The following is a 23076-nucleotide window of genomic DNA, read 5'->3' as shown; positions in this document are numbered from 1 at the left end:
CTGAGAAATAATCCTGCATTAATATATATGTTGCAATTCACAATGCATATTTATCAATTCATAATTACAGATAAAATTCTTGCAATACTTTTAGAATTATGAGGAAGAATTATTTATCGAATATATATATTAATATTATGTGATAACTTATAAAAGGACTTACCTTTATATGGTGAGTCCTACTTTTTAATAATAACATTGTCCGCTGCATTTGCCATCAAGTAACTTATTTTTTATATATTCTTCATAAGTTTCACTTATTTCAGTATTATCTAATATAGCTATGGCCTTTTTTAGACTTTTTATATCTTTTTCCATATTCTCAATAGAATTTCCTCTTCCTACTACCTTTAAATGAGTAATGCCAGCTTTCTTTAACTTTTTTAGAGAACATAATCCACATCCAGTTTCTCCAATGAAATATGAAACTTCCATTCCCTCTTCGCTTTCACTTCCATATTCATTTTCTGGATCAGATTGATTTTCTATATAGAGTTCTTCCTTATCCTTGTCATTTATATCCTTGTAATAAGACTCAATTCTCTTATCAACTTCGCAAAAACTACTCTCATTTTTATCTATTCTTAATAGTTCATATGGAACTTTACACAAATGTATCATTTCATCACAATGTAGGGAGCTGCAAAAAGCACCAGTATAATGGCATCTTTCATTTAAAATAAATGCTTCATATTCAAGATTTTCTACTTCGTTGCTTCTTATACATGATTTCATATCTTCGATTGTATTTTTCCTATGAAATATGTATCGTGATATATTTAGTTTATTGAAAAACCCCATAGAAAGCCGGTTTAGCTCAGCGCATTCTCCACTTAAATGTATTGAGCACTTTATATTCCTTTCCTTTAAATATAATATAAGCGCAATATCTGCTACAATAAAATCATTAAAGCCAATATTTATCAAATCTTTTATTATGTTAGCTATCATTTCATATTGTTCTTCAAGATAGTATAAATAATTAAAAGTTATATTTACTGGTACTTTATAAAAATCAACCATTTTCTTTAGTATTTTCATGTCCTCAAGTGAACTTATTTGAATGTTATAATAAAGTACTTCTCTCCTATTTAAAGGAAATAAACTTCCATATTTTTTGTTCCATTCATAAGGAACATATCCACAAAACACTTCATCTGCTCCAGCCCTTACTAATTTTATATAATCATCAATACATCCCATTCCTGCTACTATCTTCATTATGTTTTCCTCCTTCATAGATAAACCTATATGTGCGTATGTGAAATAGTTACATATCACCGTTAAACTCTACATAAGTATAAGCTCATATTTCGATATCTATAGAAAATTTAAAACAATTCTATCGATTCCGCTATTTATGTAATACTCTAATTCTTTTGGATTTTTAAGCAAAGTATCATCAAAAGTGAATAGCGAATTATATCTTCCAACCATTTTTAAGTGCTTTGGATAAGAAAATACATAATCGCTACAATACTTTGGGCAGTCAGTAACAAGTTTCTGATTTCCTCTATCCATAGTTGTACACATTGCATATAGTGGACAATATTGAGATGTATTTGTTTGATAGAAAGGAATATGCATACTATGGTGCCCATCTGCAATAGAAATTTTATAACCACAATTTTCATATTCATATCGTTCTATTTTACATTCTCTCAAAAACTTTGTAAAAATTGAACTATTAAGACTGTTTCTTGCTATAAGTTCTTTATTTTCTAAGTACCCTTTCTTGTAAATATATCTTGGATCTTTTTTTCTCTTATTTAATAAAACGCCTAGTGACAGCTCGAAAATATCTATCTTATCTTTAAGCAATTTTAGCATCCCAAAATCATTTACAACAATTTCTATCTTAGTATTATTTTCATTACACCAATTATATACTACCTCTATTATATCTTTTGTTTTTTCTATACAACACTCTCTCATATATGTAAAACATAGTGTTATCTCAATGCTCTCTTCTTTGGCTTTCTGCATCATGCCTTTTAACAATTTTATTTTTGGAAATAAGTTATGACAAAATTCATTTCCAATATAAATCCTGTTAATATCTTTCTTAAATAGCTCATCGCTCCCTATAAAATTTTCATTTAAGTAATCCATCTTAAATGTTTGGATATCATTATCCATAAACTTTTTATATAATATATCATTATCTAAAGAAATAGCTATCTCCACTGAATCAATAATATCTTCATCCCAATCCACATAATTTACGCCTAACAGCCACTCTTCTTTCTGTTCTAAATAATCCTTATAAAACTCCTCATCTAGCTTTGCCGGATAATTAACCATTTCCTTTGAAAATTCATTGCCATCACCAAAAGCTTTTAACATAATATAATTTGAATACTTTTTAAAAGCACTTCTTACATTATGTGAGTATTTTTGTGATTCAATGCTGAAAATATATATTAAACTAAAATCTTCTTTTATTTTTTCCACCATATTACAATCTTGTATTATAATTTCTTCATATCTGTTTTCATCGAACTTATGAAATGCAACTTTTATACTGCTTATCTTTTCTATTTCTTCAGCTACACGCACTGTTAATTTTTCAGGAGATATTTTTATTATACATACTTCTTTGTCATCTAATAAACATGTTATTAGTCCTGCTGGCAATAATTCAACTTCTTCTTTTTCCAAAATGATACCTCCTAAACTTTTTCATATATATCTTTAAAAACACTTCATATACCTTATTTTATCTGATCCCACTTAATTCATCAATTTAACTATATATATTTTGCAATTAAGTTTCTACATTATAAATTATACTTGACTTGTACTAGCAGCAATATCCATGAGATATTATGGTTATCAAAATGAACGTATATAAAACCAAACAATTAAGTACGGATACAATAATTTTATATACAAAAAAACTAGAATAGATATAGTCTCAAAGATTTAAAATTTTACGAATATTTGTCTAAAAAACTTTGTACTTTTTCCCAATGTTCTTCTCATGTAAAAAAATCACTCACCGCAAAATTGTAGTGAGTGATTTTTTTTAGATTATAAATCTCTAAGTACTTAACATTTTTTCTTGATTCGGTTAACTTTTGTCATCATGAAATTCATTTAATATTCATTTTAACAATTCAATAACCATTCTCCCATCTCTTTTGCCTCTGACAGAACTTCTGAACGTTCTAATAACTCGTTTATTTCACGTAAACCTCCAGTAATCAGTGTCTTGTATTCTCCAAAACCTAAAACTTTAAGGCTTTTACCAGTTAAATCAAAATAGCTCGTGTATTGTACTATATCGCCTCCCCCAAATGTAGATACAAATAAGACCTTTTTATTTGGAGAAAGATAGCTCGAATAATCTTCTTTCATATAAGCAACAAGTCTATCAACAACAGCTTTCAACTGTGCAGACATCTGATAAATATATATAGGCGTAGCAAATATAATACCATCAGCATCATCAATATCGTCATATATTAATTGCATATCATCTTTAATGGCACATGTACCTGTTTTTTTACAGGCATTACATCCCTGACAGCAACTTATTTTCATTGTATTTAGGTTATAAGTTTTTATTTCAGTTTCTTTATTATCCATTGATTTGGATACCTCATTAACTAGCGCCATTGTATTTCCAGTTTTGTGCGGACTTCCATTTAATATTATGATTTTTTTCATAGACATAAACCTCTCCAATCTTTCATTGATTCAAAATTATTTTAATTTCTTTTCACATCACAAAAATTACGGCCATTTAGGATTTTGTGTTTTATCTGCAGCTTAATACATTGCCTTGTATTAATACTAACAATTGGTTTATCATAATGATAGATATTATTTTATACTAGTAATATCACTACCACGATAAAGGAAGGCAAAGGTTTATGGATAATCCAAAACAGAGATATAAAGAACTAGGAGATTTTTTGAGAACACGACGAGCAAAGATTTTACCATCACAGGTTGGTTTGCCTGAAGGTACCAGGAGAAGAACAATTGGGCTTAGACGAGAAGAAGTTTCTTTTCTTTCAGGCGTTGGGCTAACTTGGTATACATGGCTTGAACAAGGACGTCCCATAACCATATCTTCACAAGTCATCGAAAGTTTAGCCAGAACTTTGATGCTGGATAAAAAGGAAACTATGCATCTTTACAATCTTGCGAGACTAACACCTCCAACTGAAATAGCTACCTATGATAATACTGTTAATCCAATGCTTAAGCATGTGTTAGATAACATAGAGTTTTCTCCAGCAACTATACTTGATCAACGATACAATGTTATTGCATGGAATAGAGCTTCTGAAAAACTTCTTTATGATTATAATAAACTTGATACTTCTAAACGCAACATGTTAAGAATTATGTTTACTAATGAAGAATATAAAAAAACAATTATTGATTGGGAATCAACAGCACAAAGTATGCTTGCCAGATTTAGAATAGCTTATGGCAAACTTGTTGAAGATCCCTATATCAAAGAGCTTGTAGAAGAACTTAAAAGCGAAAGCAAAGAATTCAATTCATGGTGGACAATGCATAATGTTGAAATGGAAGAGGAAATAGTAAAAAGCATTACTCATCCGATTTTAGGTGAATTGAACTTTGAGTATACCAGCTATATGGTTTTATCAGATAGAAATTTAAAAATGACAATTCTTACAGCATTGCCCGGGTCAGATACTGAAAAAAAGATAAAACAATTTCTACTGGGTTAAACCAGACGTAGTGTACTCTGAAGTTAGATTAGTAAGGAATACTAAATGCATATTTTGTACTTATACTCTTTCAAACACTTACATATTCATCTTGATATCTCAACTCAATTTTCTGTGCAAGTTTACCTTTAAACAGCATGAAAGCCCACTGAAATCAATGGGCTTTCTATTACATGAATATAATATTGTTCAAGATAAGCTAAAGAAAAATAGTACTATATCCACTATATAAAAGTATTTCTATAATATAAACTTATAAATTCTAGATTCATACGGCTTAAGTTCTATGCTATCAATCGGATCATTTTCATTAACATTATAATTTGAAATTAAAAGTTCTTTAGATTTAAATTCAAATTTTCTTTCAAGTACAAACTCTGTCTCATTTCCTGTAAAGTTGCATATAACTAGTAACATTTCATTTTCTAAGGTTCTTGTATATGCAAAAATTTCTTTGTTTTCTTCTAAGATCAATTCATATTTTCCATGAACTACTACTGGATTTGTTTTTCTTATTTTTATTAATTTCTTATAGTAATTAAATATAGAGTTTTCGTCTTTTAATTGTGATTTAACGTTTATTTCCTTATAATTAGGATTTACTTTTAGCCAAGGCTGTCCACTTGTAAACCCTGCATTTTGACTATCATCCCATTGTATTGGAGTACGGGCATTATCTCTGCCTTTTGTGTATATAGATAGCATTATCTCCTCATGAGTATAACCTTGTTTTTTTCTTTCATTATACATGTTCAAAGTTTCTATATCCTTGTAATCCTCTAATGATTCAAATCTTACATTTGTCATACCAAGCTCTTCACCTTGATATATATATGGAGTCCCCTTCATTCCATGTAATAATGTAGCAAGCATTTTCGCACTTTCTACCCTATATTCTTTGTCATTCCCCCACCTTGAAACTATTCTTGGTACGTCATGATTATTCCAGAATAAACTATTCCAGCCTGTGCCTTCTAGCTCTACTTGCCATCTAGATAATGCCTTCTTTAAATCTAATAATTCTAACGGCTTTAAATCCCATTTTTCTTTACCTGGTTGTTGATCTAATAAAATGTGCTCAAATTGAAATATCATGCTAAGTTCACTATCATCTGGATTTGAATATTTCTTAGCTATTTCTGTAGTACATCCCCAAGTCTCTCCAACTGTTAGTAAATCTTTGCCTCCGAATGTCTTCTTATTCATTTCTCTAATATATTCATGGAGTTTTGGACCATTATGCGTAACTTTTTTATCTGGAATCTTTCCTATAAGTTCAATTACATCCATTCTAAATCCGCCAATACCTTTATCAATCCAAAAGTTCATCATTTTATAAATTCTATTGCGCACCTCTTCATTTTCCCAGTTCAAATCTGGCTGTTTTTTACTAAATAAATGTAAATAATACTGCCCTGTAGTTTCATCATATTGCCATGCACTACCGCTAAATGTTGATCTTAAATCATTTGGTTCTTCTCCATTTACTGGATCTCTCCATATATAATAATCTCTATAAGGATTATCTTTTGATTTCTTAGCTTCGATGAACCATTTATGTTCGTCAGAAGTATGGTTTACAACTAAATCCATAAGAATTTTTATTCCTCTTTTATTTCCTTCCTCAATAAGATCATCCATATCTTCCATTGTTCCAAATTCATCCATTATATCTTCATAATCACTTATATCATATCCATTATCATCGTTTGGTGATTTATATACTGGAGATAACCATATTACATCTATCCCCAATTCTTTCAAGTAATCTAACTTCTCTATTATTCCTCTTAAATCTCCAATTCCATCTCCATTAGAATCATTAAAACTCCTAGGATATACCTGATAAACAACGCTTTCTTTCCACCATTTTTTATCCATGACTTATTCTCCTTTTAATATTACTTATTTTATTTCGTTTAAATGCATTTTTATTATTTAACAGCTCCAGTGACAATACCATTTCTTATCCATTTTTGCGCAAAGATGTATACAATAAACATTGGTAATAATGCTAGCAAGTATGACGCAAAAGCCAGATTATAATTTGTAGTAAATTGAGACTGGAATACGTATTGAACTAAAGGCAATGTAGCCATCTCTGGCTTACCTAAGATAATAAGTGGCAGCATGAAATCATTCCATGTCCACAAACAAGTAGTAATTGCAACCGTAGCATTAATAGGTTTTAGTAAAGGGAAAATTATTCTCCAAAATACTTGAAATGTAGAAGCACCATCTATTGTTGCTGCTTCTTCAAGTGAAACTGGAATTGATTTAATATAACCTGAATATAAAAATATATTAAAAGGTAGTCCAAATACAACGTATAAACATATTATTCCAATTATATTATCCATGTTTAATATATTTACTTGTTTTACAAGAGGCAGCATAATTATTGGAAATGGTACAAACATAGCACTTAAAAAGTAATAGTATAATGCATTAAAAAACTTTTTCTTTCTATTTCTAGCTATGGCATATGAAACCAAAGAATTTGAGAGTATTGTAAGAATTAATACCGAAATTGTTATTGTTAAACTGTTTTTTAGAGCATCAAAGAAATTTGTCATTTCAATGGCTTCAGTAAAATTTTCAAAACGCAATGCCTTTGGAAATGATAAAGCACTTGGTACCATATCTTGTGGAGATTTTACAGCTATTAATATTGTTAGATACAATGGAAATATTATAGCCACCAAAGCTCCTGCTATCATAAGCGTAGTTACTATCCAATTGGTTTTGTTTCTCCTCATAGTACTTTTTCCTCCCTCTTTTCAAGGACTCTAAGCTGAAATAATGATATTGCTACAATTACGATGAAGTAAATAACAGCATTTGCAGATTGATATGCAAAACTTCCTTGGTTAAATCCTCCGTTATAAATTACATAAGATATTGATTGAGTAACAGTTCCAGGTCCTCCTCCTGTCATAGCTACAACCTGATCAAATACCATTAAAAATCCTTTCATACATAAAACCATGTTAATTGTGAAAAATGGTGCTATTAATGGAAATGTTATGCTTTTAAATCTTTGCCATGAACCAGCACCATCAATATCACAGGCTTCGTAAACATCAGTATCAATTGTCTGAAGTCCAGATAAATATATTATTGTATTAAAGGCTATTGATTGCCATGCTGCTACAAACACTATTCCAAGCCATGCAAGCTTTTCATCACCTAATATGTTTTTACTAAGCATAGAAATGTTCATAGTCTCTCCAATGTTTGGTATAACATGAGCAAATACAAAATTGAATATAAATGCCACTATTAAAGTTCCTAATATATTAGGAATAAAATATATTGACTTTAAGGTATTTTGAAATTTGATTTTTGAGTTTAAACCTACAGCAATTAAAAGACTTAATATGTTTACTATAATTGTAGTTATAATTGCAAATTTGAAAGTAAAAATGTACGCATGCATAACATTACTATCTTGAAATACTGCAATATAGTTTTTTAATCCAACAAAACTCCAATCACCATATCCTTTTGAATTGGTAAAACTATAAAATACACCTTCTAAAAGAGATAATGTATGAAATATAAAGAATAACAAAACTGCTGGTATAGTCATAATATAAAAAGCTTTTTTCTTTTTCAAAACCTTCAGCCCCCTATTATTTTTTCATTTGACAAATAAATATTATTAACATATAACATAGGTTGTCCTAAAATTAGTCTATTTTCCTAAAAATATTATTTTTCATGTTTATTAATAAATATCAAGCTACGGCCATCTTTTAGGACATCCTTATGACTTTTATTTTCTCTTATTTATTGTTTGCTACTGGCTTTATCGTATTCAGTATCAAGTTGTTTTAAGAATTCTGCCTTATCTTTTTTACTATAGAACCCTTGAACTAAACTTGCTGCATCAAATGAGCTTGGATAGTAGTGATCAGGGAAAACACCAATTTTTCCATTTTTAAAGCTTTCTTGTACATCTGTTACACTTTGATCATCTTGTGTCACATCTTTAACTGCAGAAAATGCGAATTGATCTTTTATATATTTTTGAGCATTCTCCTTTTGAGTCATAAATTCTATGAATTTTTTTGCTTCATCAGAGTGTTTTGACTTACTTGTTATTCCAAATAACACATCTATACCAGATACTATATTATTTTTAGATGGATCATTACTTGCAGGTAATGGGAACATGCCTATATTTATATTAGGATTTGCTTTTTTTATTTCACTAATAGCCCAGTTACCTTGTAAATACATTGCTGATTTACCTTGTGCAAAGGCTGCATTACCATCATTGTATGATACTCCTAAAATATCTTCTTGCCCAAGAGTTCCTATAGTCTCCATCTTGTCCACTATTTCTCTATGTGTAGCTTCAAAAGTTGTTTTTCCTGCTTTTTTATCAGCTAAGAAATTACTAGGCTCCAAGTCACTAGCTATAACATTCCAGAAACACATTCCAGTCCATGCATCTTTAAGTGTCAAATAAAGTGGTAATTGACCTGCATCTTTAATTTTTTTCGATACAGCCATAAATTCATCCCAAGTTTTAGGAATTTGCAATCCTAGCTTTGAAAATATATCTTTATTGTATAAAACGCCATCGGCATTAGTAGCATATGGAACTCCATATATCTTTCCGTTATCATTACTTGCTATGCCATGAAGCATATCTAAATATGGTTTTTGTATGTTTTCAATAATGCCATCATTAGTAAGATCAACGAGAGCATTTGCATCTACTAGTGCACCATAGTTTACATCAGCACCTAAAGCTACTAGATCAGGCATATCATTTTTAGCAAGTCTTGTTTTTAAAACAGTACCAGCATTTGCAGGTGAATTAATTGAAATTTCAATATCAGGATTCTTTTCTTGAAATTCATTTGCTAATGATTGTAATATTGTTTTATTTTCTGCCTTAGTTGAAAATAACTCTAATTTTACTTTTCCATTTTCTGTGCTACCTCCCTTAGAACCACATCCTGCTAATAATGAAGTTCCAATTACTGCACTAATAGTAATTGACATTAGTAATTTTAATTTTTTATTCATTTCTCTTCCCCCTACTTTGTAATTTCAGTATACGATTACGTAGATTTAATATTATATTAACTATACTATTTTAGGCACATCAGCCTTAAAAAGTACATTTTAATATCTTTTTCTATTCCTTAATACTTAATCGTTTACGTAAACTATAAAAATTTACGTAATATCTTTCTCAAATCTTATATGAAATTATATTACAAAGTTTTAAACTTAGAATTGTATATAGAAACTTGTAATATAGCTTCATACTATTCTATAAATAATCATTGAAATCTTATATTCCTATAATAATTTATATATTACTATTAATTTTCTACATTTAAATCATAACTGAGTATTTAATATCTTATAGCTTTAAATGTAGATTTATTAGTGCAGTCTATATATCTTTAATCTTTTTAACTGTCTCTCTTTCTATAATTTCAAATGGCATTATTATGCTTTCAACTTTTTCGTTGTAGGATATTCTTTTTATTAACATTTCAACAGACTTTTTCCCCATATCATATAAAGGTTGTGCTACTGTTGTTAAAGGTGGATATGACATCTCAGCTATATTTGTGTTATCATAACCTACTATAGATAGATCATCTGGTACTTTTAAACCATTCTTATGTGCTACTGATAATGCTCCAACAGCACAATCATCAGATGCCGCAAAAACAGCTGTAAATTTCTCACCTGTCTCTAGAAGTTCATTCATTCCTTCAACCCCATCTATAAATCCAAACCCTTTTTCTTTAATAAGATTTTTCTTTATGGATATGTTATTATCTCTTAATGCTTGCAAAAATCCATTTAAACGTGGCACTCCTGCTATAGGGTCTTCAGTCGGTCCAGATATAATTGCTATCTCTTTATGGCCATTTTCAATTAAATATGATGTTGCTGAATAAGCAGCCTGATAATCATCAACCTTAACATAAGGCAATGAATACTTGTACGATAATCCCGAAACAAGAACTGTTGGAATATGTGAGTCTATTATTCTTTTGCATAAAGTATCATCTGGAGGTATGCTGCAAACAATTAATCCATCTACCTGTCTTTCAGATAATACCTGAAGATATTCTGACATTCGCTCCCACTTATCTCCACCATTACAGATTATAACGCTGTAATTATTGCGCTGCGCAAAATCTTCTATTCCATTTAAAATTTCTACATAATATGTAGTGCTTATCTTAGGACGTAACACTCCAATAGTTCGTGTTTCTTTAACCTTGAGATTTCTCGCAATTGCATTTCTTTGATAACCAAGTTCATCCATAGCTTCAATTACTTTTTTTCTAGTCTCTTCTGAATAACCATCTAGATTATTTATTATCCTAGAAACTGTGGCAACAGAAACATTGGATTTCTTAGCGACATCTTTAATTGTGGGTCTTTTAATATTACTATTCATAACATATTCCTCTTTTTCAGTAAACGTTTAAGTAATTAAATCTTATCATAATTGGATTTAATTGTCTATATCTTCGTATAATATTTTTTATATTTTTAATTTCTATATAAAATTAGCTGTTTTTATATTATACGTTTACTAAACAATGAACGCTTAAATCTTCTTACAAAATATGGCTTTAAACTTCACTTAATATCTTGCAGAGCTATCAATTCAACACTATACTATATTATGTGAAGTATTTTGGGCATGTGCTAAAGCGTATTCAAAATAGCAGTCAATAGCCAGTCTATTTTATATATAGAGTCTAGACTCTTAAAATGCAACATTTATAAGAAATTACGAGTTTCTAAAGGAAATGTTTTAGAGTCCAAGCATAAAATATTCATAGCAAATTTGGACATGTTATTTCATGTATCTAATAAAAACTCGGCGAAATGAGAGGGAGATTTATGAACAAAAAAGATATATTAGAATTAAAAAGACGTTTAAAAAAAGATGACTGTACGTTTACTAAAATGTGTGGTTGTTATGTAGATGGTCAAAAAGATATTGTATTAAAATTTAAAGAAACTTTTTTAAATCTAAGAGAGGAGGAATTCTTTAAATATTTAGAAATTGCCAAGAAAACACTATCTGGAACAGTTGGAAATAACATTCTTGAACTTAACTTTCCTCTTGATGAAGAAGGCATAGGCGGCAGACAGCTTTCCTTAATGGAGCTAAAAAAAAGTAAATTAAAAGATGATTCTATGCTCGATAGCTTTTATAAAATGATTATAAATAGTTATGAATATACTGGTAACTTTCTAATACTCGTTTTTCACGATGCCTATGATGTTATGACAAAAACTACGGATAACTCAAAATTAGATGAATCTGAAGAGGTATATGAATATATATTATGTGCAATCTGTCCAGTATCACTTTCAAAACCAGCTCTTGGATATCTTGAAGATGAAAATCGAATTGGAGCTCGTATTAGAGATTGGGTAGTTGGTCCACCAGACCTTGGATTTGTATTTCCAGCATTTATAGATCGTAGTACTGATATTCATTCTATTATGTATTACACAAAAGATGCAAAAGATCCTCATCCTGAATTTATGGAGGAAGCTTTAGGTTGTAGTTCAAAACAAACAGCTACTGAGCAAAAAGAAACATTCCAAAATATAATTCGTAAAGCTGTTGGAAGTGATGATGAAAAATCAGAGCATTTATTTATGGAAATTCAAGAAACCCTCAATACTATAGTAGATGATCATACTACTGTTAACGGCAAAAATGCTGAACCTATAGTTTTGAGTAATGATAATATTCAAGATATTTTAATCGAAAGTGGAGTTCCTGAAGAGATCACTGCAAAGATTGAAAAATCATATACAGAAGCATTTGGAGATACTCCGCCTGTAGCAGAAAATTTAATTGATAAAAAAGCACTTGCAGCAAATGAACAAAGGAAAAAGGAAGAAAAACTTGAGAAGAAAGTACGCATACTAGAAGAAAGACTTGAAAAGACAAAACTGGATGCTTTATCAGATTCAGAAAAAGAAGCTGCTTTAGAATCAGAAACTGAATCAGCTTTGAATAAGATCTTAGAGTCAGAGCCTAATTCTGCTTTAAAGACAGAATCTGATACCATCTTAGAAGTGGCTTCTGACTCTAATTTAGATGAAAATCTTGATTCAGAAACAGCATCTGATGCAAATAATACTGAAAACACTGAAATAGAAACTGAGATTAGCGATGCTCCAAATTATGATATTGTACTTAATGTAAAACCTCAAAAAGTATCTCAAATAAAATCACAAATAATAGACGGAAAGAAATGTATTATAATTCCTATAGATGATGATGAACAAGCTAAAGTAAATGGCGTTAATGCTTTGCTTTAACTTACTGCAAATAATACTTTTCTCATTTAAATAGCCATAAAGATCCTGATTAAGGGTCTTTATGGCTATTATAATCTATATATAATTCAGTAATGAGTTTATATTTAAAATTCGGGAAGTTATATACCTGATTAAACCTAAAATATAGAGGCTTGATTCTAATACATATAATATGATTCAATATTCATTACTTTATATACATTCCACCAGGAGTTTCTGATAAATTAACTATGATATTTTTCTTTTGAGTATACGCTTCTAATATAACTTTGTGAGTTTCCCTGCCTATACCAGATTCTTTGTATCCACCAAATGTTGCACCTGCTGGGAAAGTATTATAAGTGTTAACCCATATACGTCCAGTCCTTATTCCTTTAGCAACTCTTATAGCACGATTTAAGTTAGTAGTAAATACTCCACCACCTAAGCCATATTCACTATCATTTGCCATAGCAATGACTTCTTCTTCTGTCTTAAATTTAATTACAACTCCAACTGGCCCAAATATTTCTTCTCTAGCTATTCTCATATCATTAGTAACATCTGTAAGTAAAGTAGGTTTCATAAAGTATCCATTCTTAGCATCACCCTCAATGAATCTTTCCCCTCCTGTCGCTACTTTTGCTCCTTCTTTTTTACCTATTTCTATATATTTAAGAATTTTTTTAAGTTGAGATTCACTAACTTGCGCTCCCATTTGAGTATTAGGATCTAATGGGTTTCCAACTTTAACTTTTTCAAAAGCAGCAATTGCTTTTTCCATAAATTCATCATAAAAATCTTCTTGTACAAATATTCTAGAACCTGCAGAACAAACTTGTCCTTGGTTAAATAAAATTCCCAATTGAATACCTTCTAATGCAATGTTCATATTTGCATCACTAAAGAAAATATTAGCTGACTTTCCTCCAAGCTCTAAAGTTGCAGGAATAATACGTTTAGCCGCAGCAAGTCCAATTTGTCTTCCAACTTCTGTAGATCCTGTAAATGCTAATTTATCAAGTCCTTCATGATTTTGCAGATATTCACCGCTCTTTGATCCTTTTCCTGTAATAACATTAATTACACCACTAGGAACAATATTTTGTATTAGTTTCATAAGCTCTAATACGCTCAATGAAGTAGTACTTGATGGTTTAAATACTGAAACATCCCCAGCTGCTAACACTGGAGCTAACTTCCAAGCCGCCATTAAGAATGGAAAATTCCAAGGAACTATTTGCCCTACAACACCAATTGGCTCACTTAATATTAAATTTAAAGTATTTTCATCTATCATTGTTGCAGAACCCTCATCAGCACGAATAACACCTGCAAAATATCTAAAGTGATCTGCTGCTAATGGAATATCTGCTCCTGTTGTCTCTCTAATTGGTTTTCCATTATCTAAAGTTTCTACTGTAGCTAAGTATTCTGCGTTTTCTTCAATAATATCAGCAATTTTATTTAATATATTTGCTCTTTCTACAACAGTAGTTTTGCCCCATGTAGCAAAGGCTTGTCTTGCAGAATTAACAGCATCATCTACATCTTTTTCTGTAGCATCTGCAATCTCAGCTAAAAATTCCCCATTAGCTGGATTATAAGTCTTTATTGTAGCTCCATCTGAAGCATCTCTCCATTCTCCATTAATAAATAATCTATATCTATTTTCTAATTTAACATTCATAATAAACACCTTTTTTCCTCATATAATCGATCTTTTATAATTTTATTATAGCACTAAATTAATTGCATTCAATATAAAATAATTATTTAACAATAATAATTATCCATATAATTATTGCTAAATATTGAAATTACATGGTGTTCCTGTATAATATTATAAATTTTTTTTATTTAAAGACAAAAAAGTATAATATAAAACAAACACTTTGTTAAGAATTTATTTTATATTATACCTTTCATATTTGAAAAAGGTGCTATATTTATTTCTTATTAATAATTAAAATTTAGCTCTCTTACTCTCTTTTCCTACTCCTTTATTAAAATGTCTAATGTATGTGCACTTGCTCCAAGCAACTCTGGTCTTTCACATGTAGAAATATGATAGTTAATAAAAAGCTTAAATGTCTCTTCATCCATAGCATTTAAAACAGATCTCATGTAATTCGCTGGCCCATCTGCTGAAATTAATTTTATCCTTTTTAGTCTTACTTCTTCATTTAACTTATTGATATCTTCAATCCTTACATAATCATATAAATCTTTTGGCTCAGATATAACATGAAAATCATCAGTAAGCTTTCCATTTTCAATAGATGAACGAATATTATTTTCCTTAAAACCATATGTTATTACGCTATATTCATTCATGCAATAAGCTACTAAGATAACTCCTCCAATTTTTGTTACTCTCTTCGCCTCTTGTAAGGCTTTTGCTTTATCCTGAAAATTGTATAAGTGATACATCGGTCCAAATACCAATGTCATATCAAATGTATTTTCTTCAAATCTTGATAAATCTAATGCTGTCCCTTGATATGCTTTTACTGAACTTCCTTTTGATTTCAAAATACCTAGATTATGCTTTACAAGCTCAATTGCTGTAACATCATACCCATCATTTGCTAGCTCCACAGAGTATCTTCCTGTTCCAGCACCAACATCTAAAATTTTGGAACCATTATTCTTTTCTAGATACTCATGAATATATTTCATAGAAGTTAAAAACTCAACTTGTGCATATTTTCTAGTTAATCTTTTATCTTCACAAAATTTATTATAGTATTTCTCTAATTCCATTGTCATCTCTTTACGTTCCTCACCTATCATTTATTAGAAATTATTAAATATAAATATTAATTTCTTTCCTGATTTCTAACAACTATTATACTATATATTGCAACTATTAAAAATATAGATTTATTCTTTAAATATCTACAAATAAAAATGCCCCCAAGAACCTAATTCCCAGATTCTTGCGGGTTTATGATGAAATAGAAATACTCTCTTTACAGATACATATCTATTAGAAAAATAATATTTTATAAGTCAATATAAATATAATTCCCTATTATCTTATAATTGTCACTGTATTTTCCTTCAATATTTTTTTCTCTGGTTTAATACCATCTATATAGCCAATACAAATAGACCCGCAAACCTTATGTTTTTCTGAAATTCCTAAGCGTGTAAGTAACTTTCTTACATTTTCATCATTGTCAAACCATGTTAATTGATTTATCCAACATGCTCCAAGTTCCAAGTAATTTGCTGCTAAAAGCATATTTTCTATAGCACAAGCACTATCTGCCATTGCATTACTATAGTTAGACTCATTCGATACTATAATCAAGGTTGGAGCATTGTAATAAAAATTGTAGTCATCTTTCTTCGATGCAACTTTACCTGCTTTTTTACTTTTATAGGTATTTTCATCAACTTCAAGCTTTTCAAAAGCTTCTTTAATATATCCATTTAACTCTAAAAGAATTTCTTTATTTTGAACTACAGTAAATTGCCATGTTTGAGAGTTACCTCCACTTGGTGCATGTTTTGCTGAATCTAAGATTGTAAATAGTTCCTCATCTTTTATTTGTTCCTCTTTGTATCTTCTTATACTTCTTCTTGATTTTATATTTTCAATTACATTTTCCATATTAATCCTCCCTTTTAATAATTATATTCTAAGTCTAATTCAAATAAAATGCTAATCTTGGATATTAGAAAAGTGATTAAAACCTTGCAATCACTTTTCTTTGCCTATTTAATGATATCTAAAGATATAAATTAATAAATAATGCGCCATAACCTATGCCATATCAACTCTTTCTTTAATATTCTCTCCTCTTTTAGAATATAAAAGAAATAAACTTAACCCTAGTGCAACTACAAAGAAAATTGTAAAAAATCTGAAACTGGAATCTATAGACTTAACTAAATTTCCACTTATATTTACATTAGAAAAGCTTCCTAAACCTATAATTGCCTTAGAGACTACATCCGCAGGTATAATAACTTCTATTGTTAATATGGCTAATGTCTGACTTAAGGCTTTACCAACATTCATTATAGTATAATGCATCCCTGATGCTGAACCAGATTGTTCTTTAGGCACTGCTGACAATACAGTTTTCGCTAACGACGGCCAAGCTAAGCCATTTGCTATTGATAATAATATTAGTGGTGTAACTATAGCTTTAACTGATAGCTCTCCCCCAAGATTTCCAAGAAAGAATATCCCTATAATAAGAAATACAATTCCAAATGTAAGAGTCTTTAATGATCCGATATTATCTACAAGTTTACCTGCAAATGGACCTAATATAAGCTGTGGTACAGATAGTGAAATCATTAATAGCCCTGACATAGTTGGACTTAAATGTAATGCACTTTGCAAATATATACTCAACAATAAAGGTAATGAAAAATATGCAATACAATAAAATAATGTAATTATAAGTCCAATTGAATAATTTCTGTACAAGAGCAGCTTGAAATTAAATAATGGATTTTCTACGCGTAATTCTGTGATTATAAATGCAACCCATAATAAAATTGTAACTATACATAGCCCTAAAGTTTCATATGATACCCATCCTAATGATTGTCCTTCTGAAAGTACTATCATCGTTAATATTAAACCTAAGCTAAATGTTAATATCCCAATCCAGTCATTTTTTTGATTAATATTAGGTTTAGTCTCTTCCATTACTAAAAATGCTCCAATTATGCAAAGAAGTACAAAAGGCACTGTAATAAAGAATATTGATCTCCAACCAAAGCTGCTAATTAAAGCACCACCAGCTACTGGTCCAATTATTGCTCCAATAACCCATGAAGTAGCATTAATGCTCAAGGCTAGCCCAAGCTCATTACTATGAAAAGTCTTAATTATAGTTGGAGTTGCAGTTGCCATAGCCAATGCTGCTCCACCTCCTTGAATTAACCTATATAAATTTAAAGTAAATCCTGAGTCTGCAATTCCACAAAGTATTGTACCAACTGCAAAAATTATAAGTCCTAACATGAAAATACGCTTTGTTCCAACTGTATCTGCCCATTTTCCAGCAGGTAATATTAAAACTGTACTTGCTATAATATAACCTGTAATTATCCATAATCCAGATGTTACAGAGATATTTAATCCCTCCATCATCTTAGGTAATCCTATTATTACTATAGTTGAATCTAAATTTGTAATAAATGAAACTAATGTAACAACAAGTAGAATGCTCCATTTGTGTGATTTAGAATTTGTCATATAATCTCCTTATTTATAAATGGAATAAATTTTCGAGTGTAGATAAACGCTTATATGATTCATCCCATCGAAGCCATTTAATTTTGTTTTCTATACATAGTTTACAAGAGATTATATATCATGTAAAATGATTATATAAGATATCAAGATTCACTTTTAGTGATTTATATATTGGGGTGATAAAATGGAAAGTAGTGAATTAAGAATTTTCAGAGCTGTTGCTCAAGCAGGCAGCATAACAAAGGCTGCGCAGGCTCTGGGATATGTTCAATCTAATGTTACAGCTAGAATTCAACAATTAGAGTCTGATTTAAATACACAACTTTTTTATAGACAGCGAGGTATGATTTTAACTCCTACAGGTGAGAAATTACTAGCTTATGCCGAAAAAATCATTTATTTATTGGATGAAGCTGATAAAGCCTTAAATGATTGTTGCGATCCTTCAGGAAGTTTATCAATTGGTGCTGTTCACACAGTATCTGCAATACGTCTTCCTGAAATCTTATCTCAGTATCATAAAGCTTACCCTAAAGTTGATCTGTCTCTTATAACAAGTCAATCAGATGAACTTATTTATAAAATAAAACACTTCCAGTTAGATGGAGCTTTTGTCAAAGCTCAGTCCTTTAGTGATGAGAATATCGTAAGTGAACTTGTAGTCGAAGAAACCTTAGTTCTAATATCAAGTCCTAAATATGATAATATAGAAGATTTATATTCAAAACCATTTTTGATGAGTACAGCAGGATGTCCTAATAGAACACAGCTTGAAAACTGGCTCAAATCCAAAAGCATTCATAATATTCGATATATGGAATTTAATAATTTAACTTCTATTATTGAAGGCGTTATTGCTGATCTTGGTGCATCCTTTGTACCCAAGTCTACTATTGAAGATTATAAAAAGAAAGGACTTCTAAAATCATTCTCAGTACCTGATAAATACAATACTACAAAAACATTTTTTATAAGGCGGAAAGATTCTTTAATGACTAGTTCCCTTTCAAAATTTATCGAAATGATTGAGTTAAATACACCCTATAAAAGAACTTAAAATATTAGCTAAATCCCCCATGAAAAATCAGAATTTCGTGGGGAATAGTTATGAATCTCACCCTTGCACGTAAATCAAATATTAAGTCGTATTTTTCTTTTTGAGCTAAAAAGAAAACTCACTAAATACACTTTCGCCTTTACCTAAAGGCTTTCTATCTCCTTCATAAAAACCGAATTCATCATCATCTTCATCATCAGTAACCTCAATATCCGTATTTTTCTTCGGCTTCTTATTTTTATTCATCACTAAAGGTACAGGTATATTGCCTTTCGGTACACCATTAATTTTCCCCGTGCTTATTATGTTCTTATTATCGCTGATTCCTTCATTTTTAATTTCTATATTATTCTTAGTATCAATTGCATTCTCCATATTACACATATTGTTGTCTTTCTGCTGTTGCTTTTCAATAATTTCATTGCCAAGCTCTTCTTCAATATCATGTTTTTCATCATAGATATTTTCAACACTTTTAGTCTCTTCGCTTTTTAACTTACTATCCTTTTTACCCATTTTTTCTTTATCCTCAGTAATATCTTTAACCTTTTCTTTGATATTTTGATGTTTTGCAAAATTCTTTACTTTATAAACATTTTCTTCAATAACTTCAACCATTTCTAGATCTATAAATGTATCTAATGCCAATTTTACTTGACTTTCATCCCTATTAAATTCTATAGCTAAAGTCTTTAATGTATATGGAATGCTTTTTGACATATATAAGTTGCCATCTAGATTAACTCTCCCAGCTAAAATTACAATTCTAGTCCAGATATAATAAATAACATCTCTTTCTGGCATTCTATCTATTATTTTAAATTTTGTATCATCATACATATCAACTCTAAATCTTACATATCTTCTCTCTTTCATCTTAATTGCTCCTCCTAAAAATTTTTATTTTTCTATTCTTTTCAATTAAGATATATGTCTCAATTCATAAAATAACAGAATATCTATAAATTTTTTTCTAAAACTTTTTGAAAACTAAAATAACCTTAGAAATAACTAAAAAACACGAAAATCTAAATTTTGATATGCTCCCTTTATAGTAGACAGTTAAAATAATAAAACTGTTTCTATAAAGGGGGTATTTTAATGTCAAGAAAAACGAAATGTTCTCTGGAAGAGAAATTGAAAGGAATTAAAGAATACCTATCAGGAGAAAAAGCAGTTATACAGATATGCGATGAGATGGGAATTCATAGTGCCACATTTTATGACTGGTTGAAAATATATAATGATGTTGGTGAAGCAAATTTAATAGTTTCTACAAAAAACAAATATTATTGCGATTCGCTTAAACTTAATGCAGTTAAAGATTATCTAGCTGGAAAAGGCTCTTTAAGAAATATATGCTGCACATATGAAATTTCATCTCCTCGTGTTCTCAGCGATTGGATTAAGAAGTATAATGGTCATAAAACAATTAAATCTCATAATAAGCAAGGGGATAGAATTATGACTAATGGAAGAAAGACTACTTATGAAGAAAGAATTGAGATTGTTGCATTCTGCATTTCGAATAATGATGATTATCAAGCTACTGCTGATAAATTTAATGTTTCTTATCAACAAGTTTATACCTGGGTAAGAAAATACAAAGCTAATGGATATGAAGAGCTAATAGACCGTCGCGGTAAGCGTAAAGATACTGATGAGATTACTGAGTCTGATAAATTATCCGCACAATTAAAACTTATTGAAGCAGAAAATAGACGTTTAAAGATGGAGATTGATTTCTTAAAAAAATTGAAAGAAGTAGAAAGAAGGCGATAAGCACTAAAAGACTCCAAGAATATAAATATATTTCTATAAAAGAATTACATGAAAAAAATGGCTATCCAATGGCTGATCTATGCAATTTAGCTGGGATTGCACGATCATCTTACTACAAATGGATTAACCGTTCAGAGACTGAATTAGATAAGGAAAATTCAATAATACTAAAAGAGATTGTTAAACTTTATGAAGATGTAAATGGTATCTATGGATACCGTCGGATAACAATGAATATAAATAGACTCCTGGATAAACAGTATAATCATAAACGAATTTATAGATTAATGAAATCTATTAACATGAGATCAGTTATAAGAAAAAAGAGAAAGCATTATATTCAAAGTACTCCACAAATTACAGCAGAAAACAAATTAAATAGAGAATTTTATGCAAAGAAACCAAATGAAAAATGGCTAACAGCTGTTACTGAATTTAAACTACTTAATGGTAAAAAGGCTTATCTTAGCGCAATATTTGATTTAGCTGATAAGATCATTGTTTCTTATGTTGTTGGTCACTCAAATAACAATCAGCTTGTTTTTGATACATTTGATTTAGCAGTAAGTGCTAATCCGACTGCAAAGCCACTGTTTCATAGTGACAGAGGATTTCAGTATACTAATAGGACTTTCAAAGCTAAACTTGATAAAATCAAAGCAACTCAAAGCATGTCACGTGTCAGCAGATGTATCGACAACGGACCAATGGAAGGTTTTTGGGGAACTCTAAAATGTGAGATGTACTATTTGCAAAAATTTTATACATATGAAGAATTGAGACAAGCAATTGATGAATACATAGTTTTCTATAATACAAAAAGACTACAGAAAAACTTAAAAGGTCTGACTCCAATTGAATATCGAAATCAGACCTTGGTTTCATAATTTTTTGTTTTTTCATCTGTCTACTTGACAGGGGGCAGTTCAATTTTAGATTCTCGTGTTTTTTTATGATATAGTTAATAATATTACCTTTAAAATAATCTTTTGCTACTAATTAAATTGATTCTTTTCTCTATTTACATCTCTTAATAAAATTACTTTTACTTAATATTATTGGAGTTACAGGTTCACCATAAAAATCTTCTGCCTCTCCAATTACTTTGCATTCAAATTTCATTAACATATTTAGAGTTGCATCTCTTGCTTCAATGTAAATTTCGTCAGTATAAGAATTAAAAATTTCTTTTAATGAAACTATAGCAAGCTTCTGACCAAGTCCCATGCCTCTCAATCTTTTATCAACAGCAAATCTTCCCCAATGCCATTTATCTTTTTCTTTCCATGCTGATACTACTCCAATAATATCTTCTCCTACTCTTGCGCACCACCAAATTGGTTTTAAATTTTCACTCACTGGAACCAATTCTTCTGGAATGCTTTGCTCATTAGTAAATACTTCTGTTGCTAATTCAATTGCTTCTTTTATATAATTTTCAGAAATTCTTTCTATTAATATTCTAGAATCATTCTTCTTGAGATTGTTTTTTAATGCAAGAACGCGAAATAATCTAAATGCTCCCACAATATTTTCTGTATCTTCACTATCCCCTAAATTTAAAATTTCATTAATAAATTTATTTGCTTCATGGTCTCCACTATTTATAGCCTTAATACCTAATGGAAGAATACAAATATCTTTCATTCTTTTATCAGCTTCTGATTTCTTCAGCTCCAAATAATTTTTAGCCTCCAAATTATTAAGTATCCTGCTTAACGAAGCCTTATCAATACCTAAATTTATTAGCAATTCATTAAAAGGAGTTTTTCCATTTTGTTTTATGTAATTTAATATATGAGCTTGAGCCAGTGTTAATTCAGAATTTAGGCAATTGTGATTAAGCAGCCCTAATTCTCTCACAATTAATCTTACCTCTTTTCTAATTATCTCTTCGTTTCTCATATTCGCCTCCAAATTAATTGACATTATCAACAATTATAACTCACTTTCGTTTTTATTACAAGTTGACTTCATAA

General features: G+C 29.8%; 19 protein-coding genes. 5 read left to right on the top strand and 14 right to left on the bottom strand.

The annotated features are described in order from the left end of the window. Positions 1 to 186: 186 nt before the first annotated feature. The 3 genes from KEC93_RS04070 to KEC93_RS04060 all read right to left on the bottom strand — a co-directional run bounded on the left by KEC93_RS04070 (position 187) and on the right by KEC93_RS04060 (position 3672). Positions 187 to 1221 carry a U32 family peptidase gene (locus tag KEC93_RS04070; RefSeq protein WP_077869544.1) on the bottom strand — a complete coding sequence of 345 codons (1035 nt, stop codon included), beginning with the start codon at positions 1219 to 1221 and terminating at the stop codon, positions 187 to 189. A gap of 99 nt (positions 1222 to 1320) precedes the next feature. Next, a complete protein-coding gene (locus tag KEC93_RS04065; protein ID WP_077869545.1) occupies positions 1321 to 2661 on the bottom strand; it encodes a hypothetical protein in 1341 nt (446 codons plus the stop codon). A 450-nt stretch (positions 2662 to 3111) separates the two neighbouring features. After that, on the bottom strand, positions 3112 to 3672 hold the full coding sequence (locus tag KEC93_RS04060) for a flavodoxin family protein (RefSeq protein ID WP_077869553.1): 561 nt from the start codon (positions 3670 to 3672) through the stop codon (positions 3112 to 3114). Between the two features lie 248 nt (positions 3673 to 3920). On the opposite strand from KEC93_RS04060, the gene KEC93_RS04055 reads away from it, so the two are divergent. Next, positions 3921 to 4712, top strand: a complete 792-nt coding sequence (locus KEC93_RS04055) for a helix-turn-helix transcriptional regulator (RefSeq protein WP_241394813.1) — start codon at positions 3921 to 3923, stop codon at positions 4710 to 4712. A gap of 240 nt (positions 4713 to 4952) precedes the next feature. On the opposite strand, the gene KEC93_RS04050 is transcribed toward KEC93_RS04055, so the two are convergent. From KEC93_RS04050 to KEC93_RS04030, 5 genes are all read right to left on the bottom strand, one after another. Continuing rightward, positions 4953 to 6593: a glycoside hydrolase family 13 protein gene (locus KEC93_RS04050; RefSeq protein ID WP_077869546.1), complete on the bottom strand. Its 1641-nt coding sequence runs from the start codon at positions 6591 to 6593 to the stop codon at positions 4953 to 4955. Between the two features lie 53 nt (positions 6594 to 6646). Further along, positions 6647 to 7471, bottom strand: a complete 825-nt coding sequence (locus tag KEC93_RS04045; RefSeq protein ID WP_011968079.1) for a carbohydrate ABC transporter permease — start codon at positions 7469 to 7471, stop codon at positions 6647 to 6649. Then, a complete protein-coding gene (locus KEC93_RS04040) occupies positions 7468 to 8331 on the bottom strand; it encodes a carbohydrate ABC transporter permease (RefSeq protein ID WP_011968078.1) in 864 nt (287 codons plus the stop codon). Before KEC93_RS04040 ends, KEC93_RS04045 begins: the two co-directional genes overlap by 4 nt. A gap of 173 nt (positions 8332 to 8504) precedes the next feature. Then, the gene (locus tag KEC93_RS04035; protein WP_077869547.1) at positions 8505 to 9755 is read right to left on the bottom strand and encodes an ABC transporter substrate-binding protein; all 1251 of its coding nucleotides are present in this window, start codon (positions 9753 to 9755) and stop codon (positions 8505 to 8507) included. Between the two features lie 376 nt (positions 9756 to 10131). Next, positions 10132 to 11157, bottom strand: a complete 1026-nt coding sequence (locus tag KEC93_RS04030) for a LacI family DNA-binding transcriptional regulator (RefSeq protein ID WP_011968076.1) — start codon at positions 11155 to 11157, stop codon at positions 10132 to 10134. Positions 11158 to 11609: 452 nt separating this feature from the next. Here KEC93_RS04030 and KEC93_RS04025 point away from each other — a divergent pair, with 452 nt between their 5' ends. Continuing rightward, positions 11610 to 13052: a DUF4317 domain-containing protein gene (locus KEC93_RS04025; protein ID WP_023976563.1), complete on the top strand. Its 1443-nt coding sequence runs from the start codon at positions 11610 to 11612 to the stop codon at positions 13050 to 13052. A gap of 187 nt (positions 13053 to 13239) precedes the next feature. Here KEC93_RS04025 and KEC93_RS04020 read toward each other — a convergent pair whose 3' ends face one another. The 4 genes from KEC93_RS04020 to KEC93_RS04005 all read right to left on the bottom strand — a co-directional run bounded on the left by KEC93_RS04020 (position 13240) and on the right by KEC93_RS04005 (position 18258). Then, positions 13240 to 14721: an aldehyde dehydrogenase family protein gene (locus KEC93_RS04020; RefSeq protein ID WP_039772599.1), complete on the bottom strand. Its 1482-nt coding sequence runs from the start codon at positions 14719 to 14721 to the stop codon at positions 13240 to 13242. Between the two features lie 305 nt (positions 14722 to 15026). Beyond that, a complete protein-coding gene (locus tag KEC93_RS04015; protein WP_077869548.1) occupies positions 15027 to 15803 on the bottom strand; it encodes a class I SAM-dependent methyltransferase in 777 nt (258 codons plus the stop codon). Between the two features lie 265 nt (positions 15804 to 16068). Beyond that, a complete protein-coding gene (locus KEC93_RS04010; protein ID WP_077869549.1) occupies positions 16069 to 16653 on the bottom strand; it encodes a nitroreductase family protein in 585 nt (194 codons plus the stop codon). 153 nt (positions 16654 to 16806) lie between these two features. Further along, a complete protein-coding gene (locus tag KEC93_RS04005) occupies positions 16807 to 18258 on the bottom strand; it encodes an MFS transporter (RefSeq protein ID WP_077869550.1) in 1452 nt (483 codons plus the stop codon). Between the two features lie 184 nt (positions 18259 to 18442). Between KEC93_RS04005 and KEC93_RS04000 the strand changes: the two genes are divergently transcribed. Next, entirely contained in the window at positions 18443 to 19315 is an 873-nt protein-coding gene (locus KEC93_RS04000) for a LysR family transcriptional regulator (RefSeq protein ID WP_077869551.1), read from the top strand. A 105-nt stretch (positions 19316 to 19420) separates the two neighbouring features. Here the strand turns inward: KEC93_RS04000 and KEC93_RS03995 are convergent, their stop codons facing one another. Next, positions 19421 to 20191, bottom strand: a complete 771-nt coding sequence (locus KEC93_RS03995) for a putative phage replisome organizer (protein WP_077869552.1) — start codon at positions 20189 to 20191, stop codon at positions 19421 to 19423. 225 nt (positions 20192 to 20416) lie between these two features. Here KEC93_RS03995 and KEC93_RS03990 point away from each other — a divergent pair, with 225 nt between their 5' ends. Then, positions 20417 to 21097: a helix-turn-helix domain-containing protein gene (locus tag KEC93_RS03990; RefSeq protein WP_011968065.1), complete on the top strand. Its 681-nt coding sequence runs from the start codon at positions 20417 to 20419 to the stop codon at positions 21095 to 21097. Continuing rightward, entirely contained in the window at positions 21070 to 21984 is a 915-nt protein-coding gene (locus tag KEC93_RS03985) for an IS3 family transposase (protein WP_111944709.1), read from the top strand. Before KEC93_RS03990 ends, KEC93_RS03985 begins: the two co-directional genes overlap by 28 nt. A 130-nt stretch (positions 21985 to 22114) precedes the next feature. Here the strand turns inward: KEC93_RS03985 and KEC93_RS03980 are convergent, their stop codons facing one another. Further along, positions 22115 to 23002 carry a GNAT family N-acetyltransferase gene (locus tag KEC93_RS03980; protein WP_077868102.1) on the bottom strand — a complete coding sequence of 296 codons (888 nt, stop codon included), beginning with the start codon at positions 23000 to 23002 and terminating at the stop codon, positions 22115 to 22117. Positions 23003 to 23076: the final 74 nt, after the last annotated feature.

Origin of the sequence: Clostridium beijerinckii, assembly GCF_018223745.1 — a bacterium.
Classification (GTDB): domain Bacteria; phylum Bacillota; class Clostridia; order Clostridiales; family Clostridiaceae; genus Clostridium; species Clostridium beijerinckii.
This window is presented reverse-complemented; position numbering and strand designations above follow the sequence as displayed.

Bases quoted from the DNA above. Each gene is read 5' to 3' on its own strand.
- KEC93_RS04015 (WP_077869548.1), bottom strand. From the start codon at position 15,803: ATGACAATGGAATTAGAGAAATACTATAATAAATTTTGTGAAGATAAA.
- KEC93_RS03980 (WP_077868102.1), bottom strand. From the start codon at position 23,002: ATGAGAAACGAAGAGATAATTAGAAAAGAGGTAAGATTAATTGTGAGA.
- KEC93_RS04035 (WP_077869547.1), bottom strand. From the start codon at position 9,755: ATGAATAAAAAATTAAAATTACTAATGTCAATTACTATTAGTGCAGTA.
- KEC93_RS04050 (WP_077869546.1), bottom strand. From the start codon at position 6,593: ATGGATAAAAAATGGTGGAAAGAAAGCGTTGTTTATCAGGTATATCCT.
- KEC93_RS04045 (WP_011968079.1), bottom strand. From the start codon at position 7,471: ATGAGGAGAAACAAAACCAATTGGATAGTAACTACGCTTATGATAGCA.
- KEC93_RS03995 (WP_077869552.1), bottom strand. From the start codon at position 20,191: ATGAAAGAGAGAAGATATGTAAGATTTAGAGTTGATATGTATGATGAT.
- KEC93_RS04005 (WP_077869550.1), bottom strand. From the start codon at position 18,258: ATGACAAATTCTAAATCACACAAATGGAGCATTCTACTTGTTGTTACA.
- KEC93_RS04030 (WP_011968076.1), bottom strand. From the start codon at position 11,157: ATGAATAGTAATATTAAAAGACCCACAATTAAAGATGTCGCTAAGAAA.
- KEC93_RS04010 (WP_077869549.1), bottom strand. From the start codon at position 16,653: ATGGAAAATGTAATTGAAAATATAAAATCAAGAAGAAGTATAAGAAGA.
- KEC93_RS04070 (WP_077869544.1), bottom strand. From the start codon at position 1,221: ATGAAGATAGTAGCAGGAATGGGATGTATTGATGATTATATAAAATTA.
- KEC93_RS04025 (WP_023976563.1), top strand. From the start codon at position 11,610: ATGAACAAAAAAGATATATTAGAATTAAAAAGACGTTTAAAAAAAGAT.
- KEC93_RS04000 (WP_077869551.1), top strand. From the start codon at position 18,443: ATGGAAAGTAGTGAATTAAGAATTTTCAGAGCTGTTGCTCAAGCAGGC.
- KEC93_RS04020 (WP_039772599.1), bottom strand. From the start codon at position 14,721: ATGAATGTTAAATTAGAAAATAGATATAGATTATTTATTAATGGAGAA.
- KEC93_RS04060 (WP_077869553.1), bottom strand. From the start codon at position 3,672: ATGAAAAAAATCATAATATTAAATGGAAGTCCGCACAAAACTGGAAAT.
- KEC93_RS03990 (WP_011968065.1), top strand. From the start codon at position 20,417: ATGTCAAGAAAAACGAAATGTTCTCTGGAAGAGAAATTGAAAGGAATT.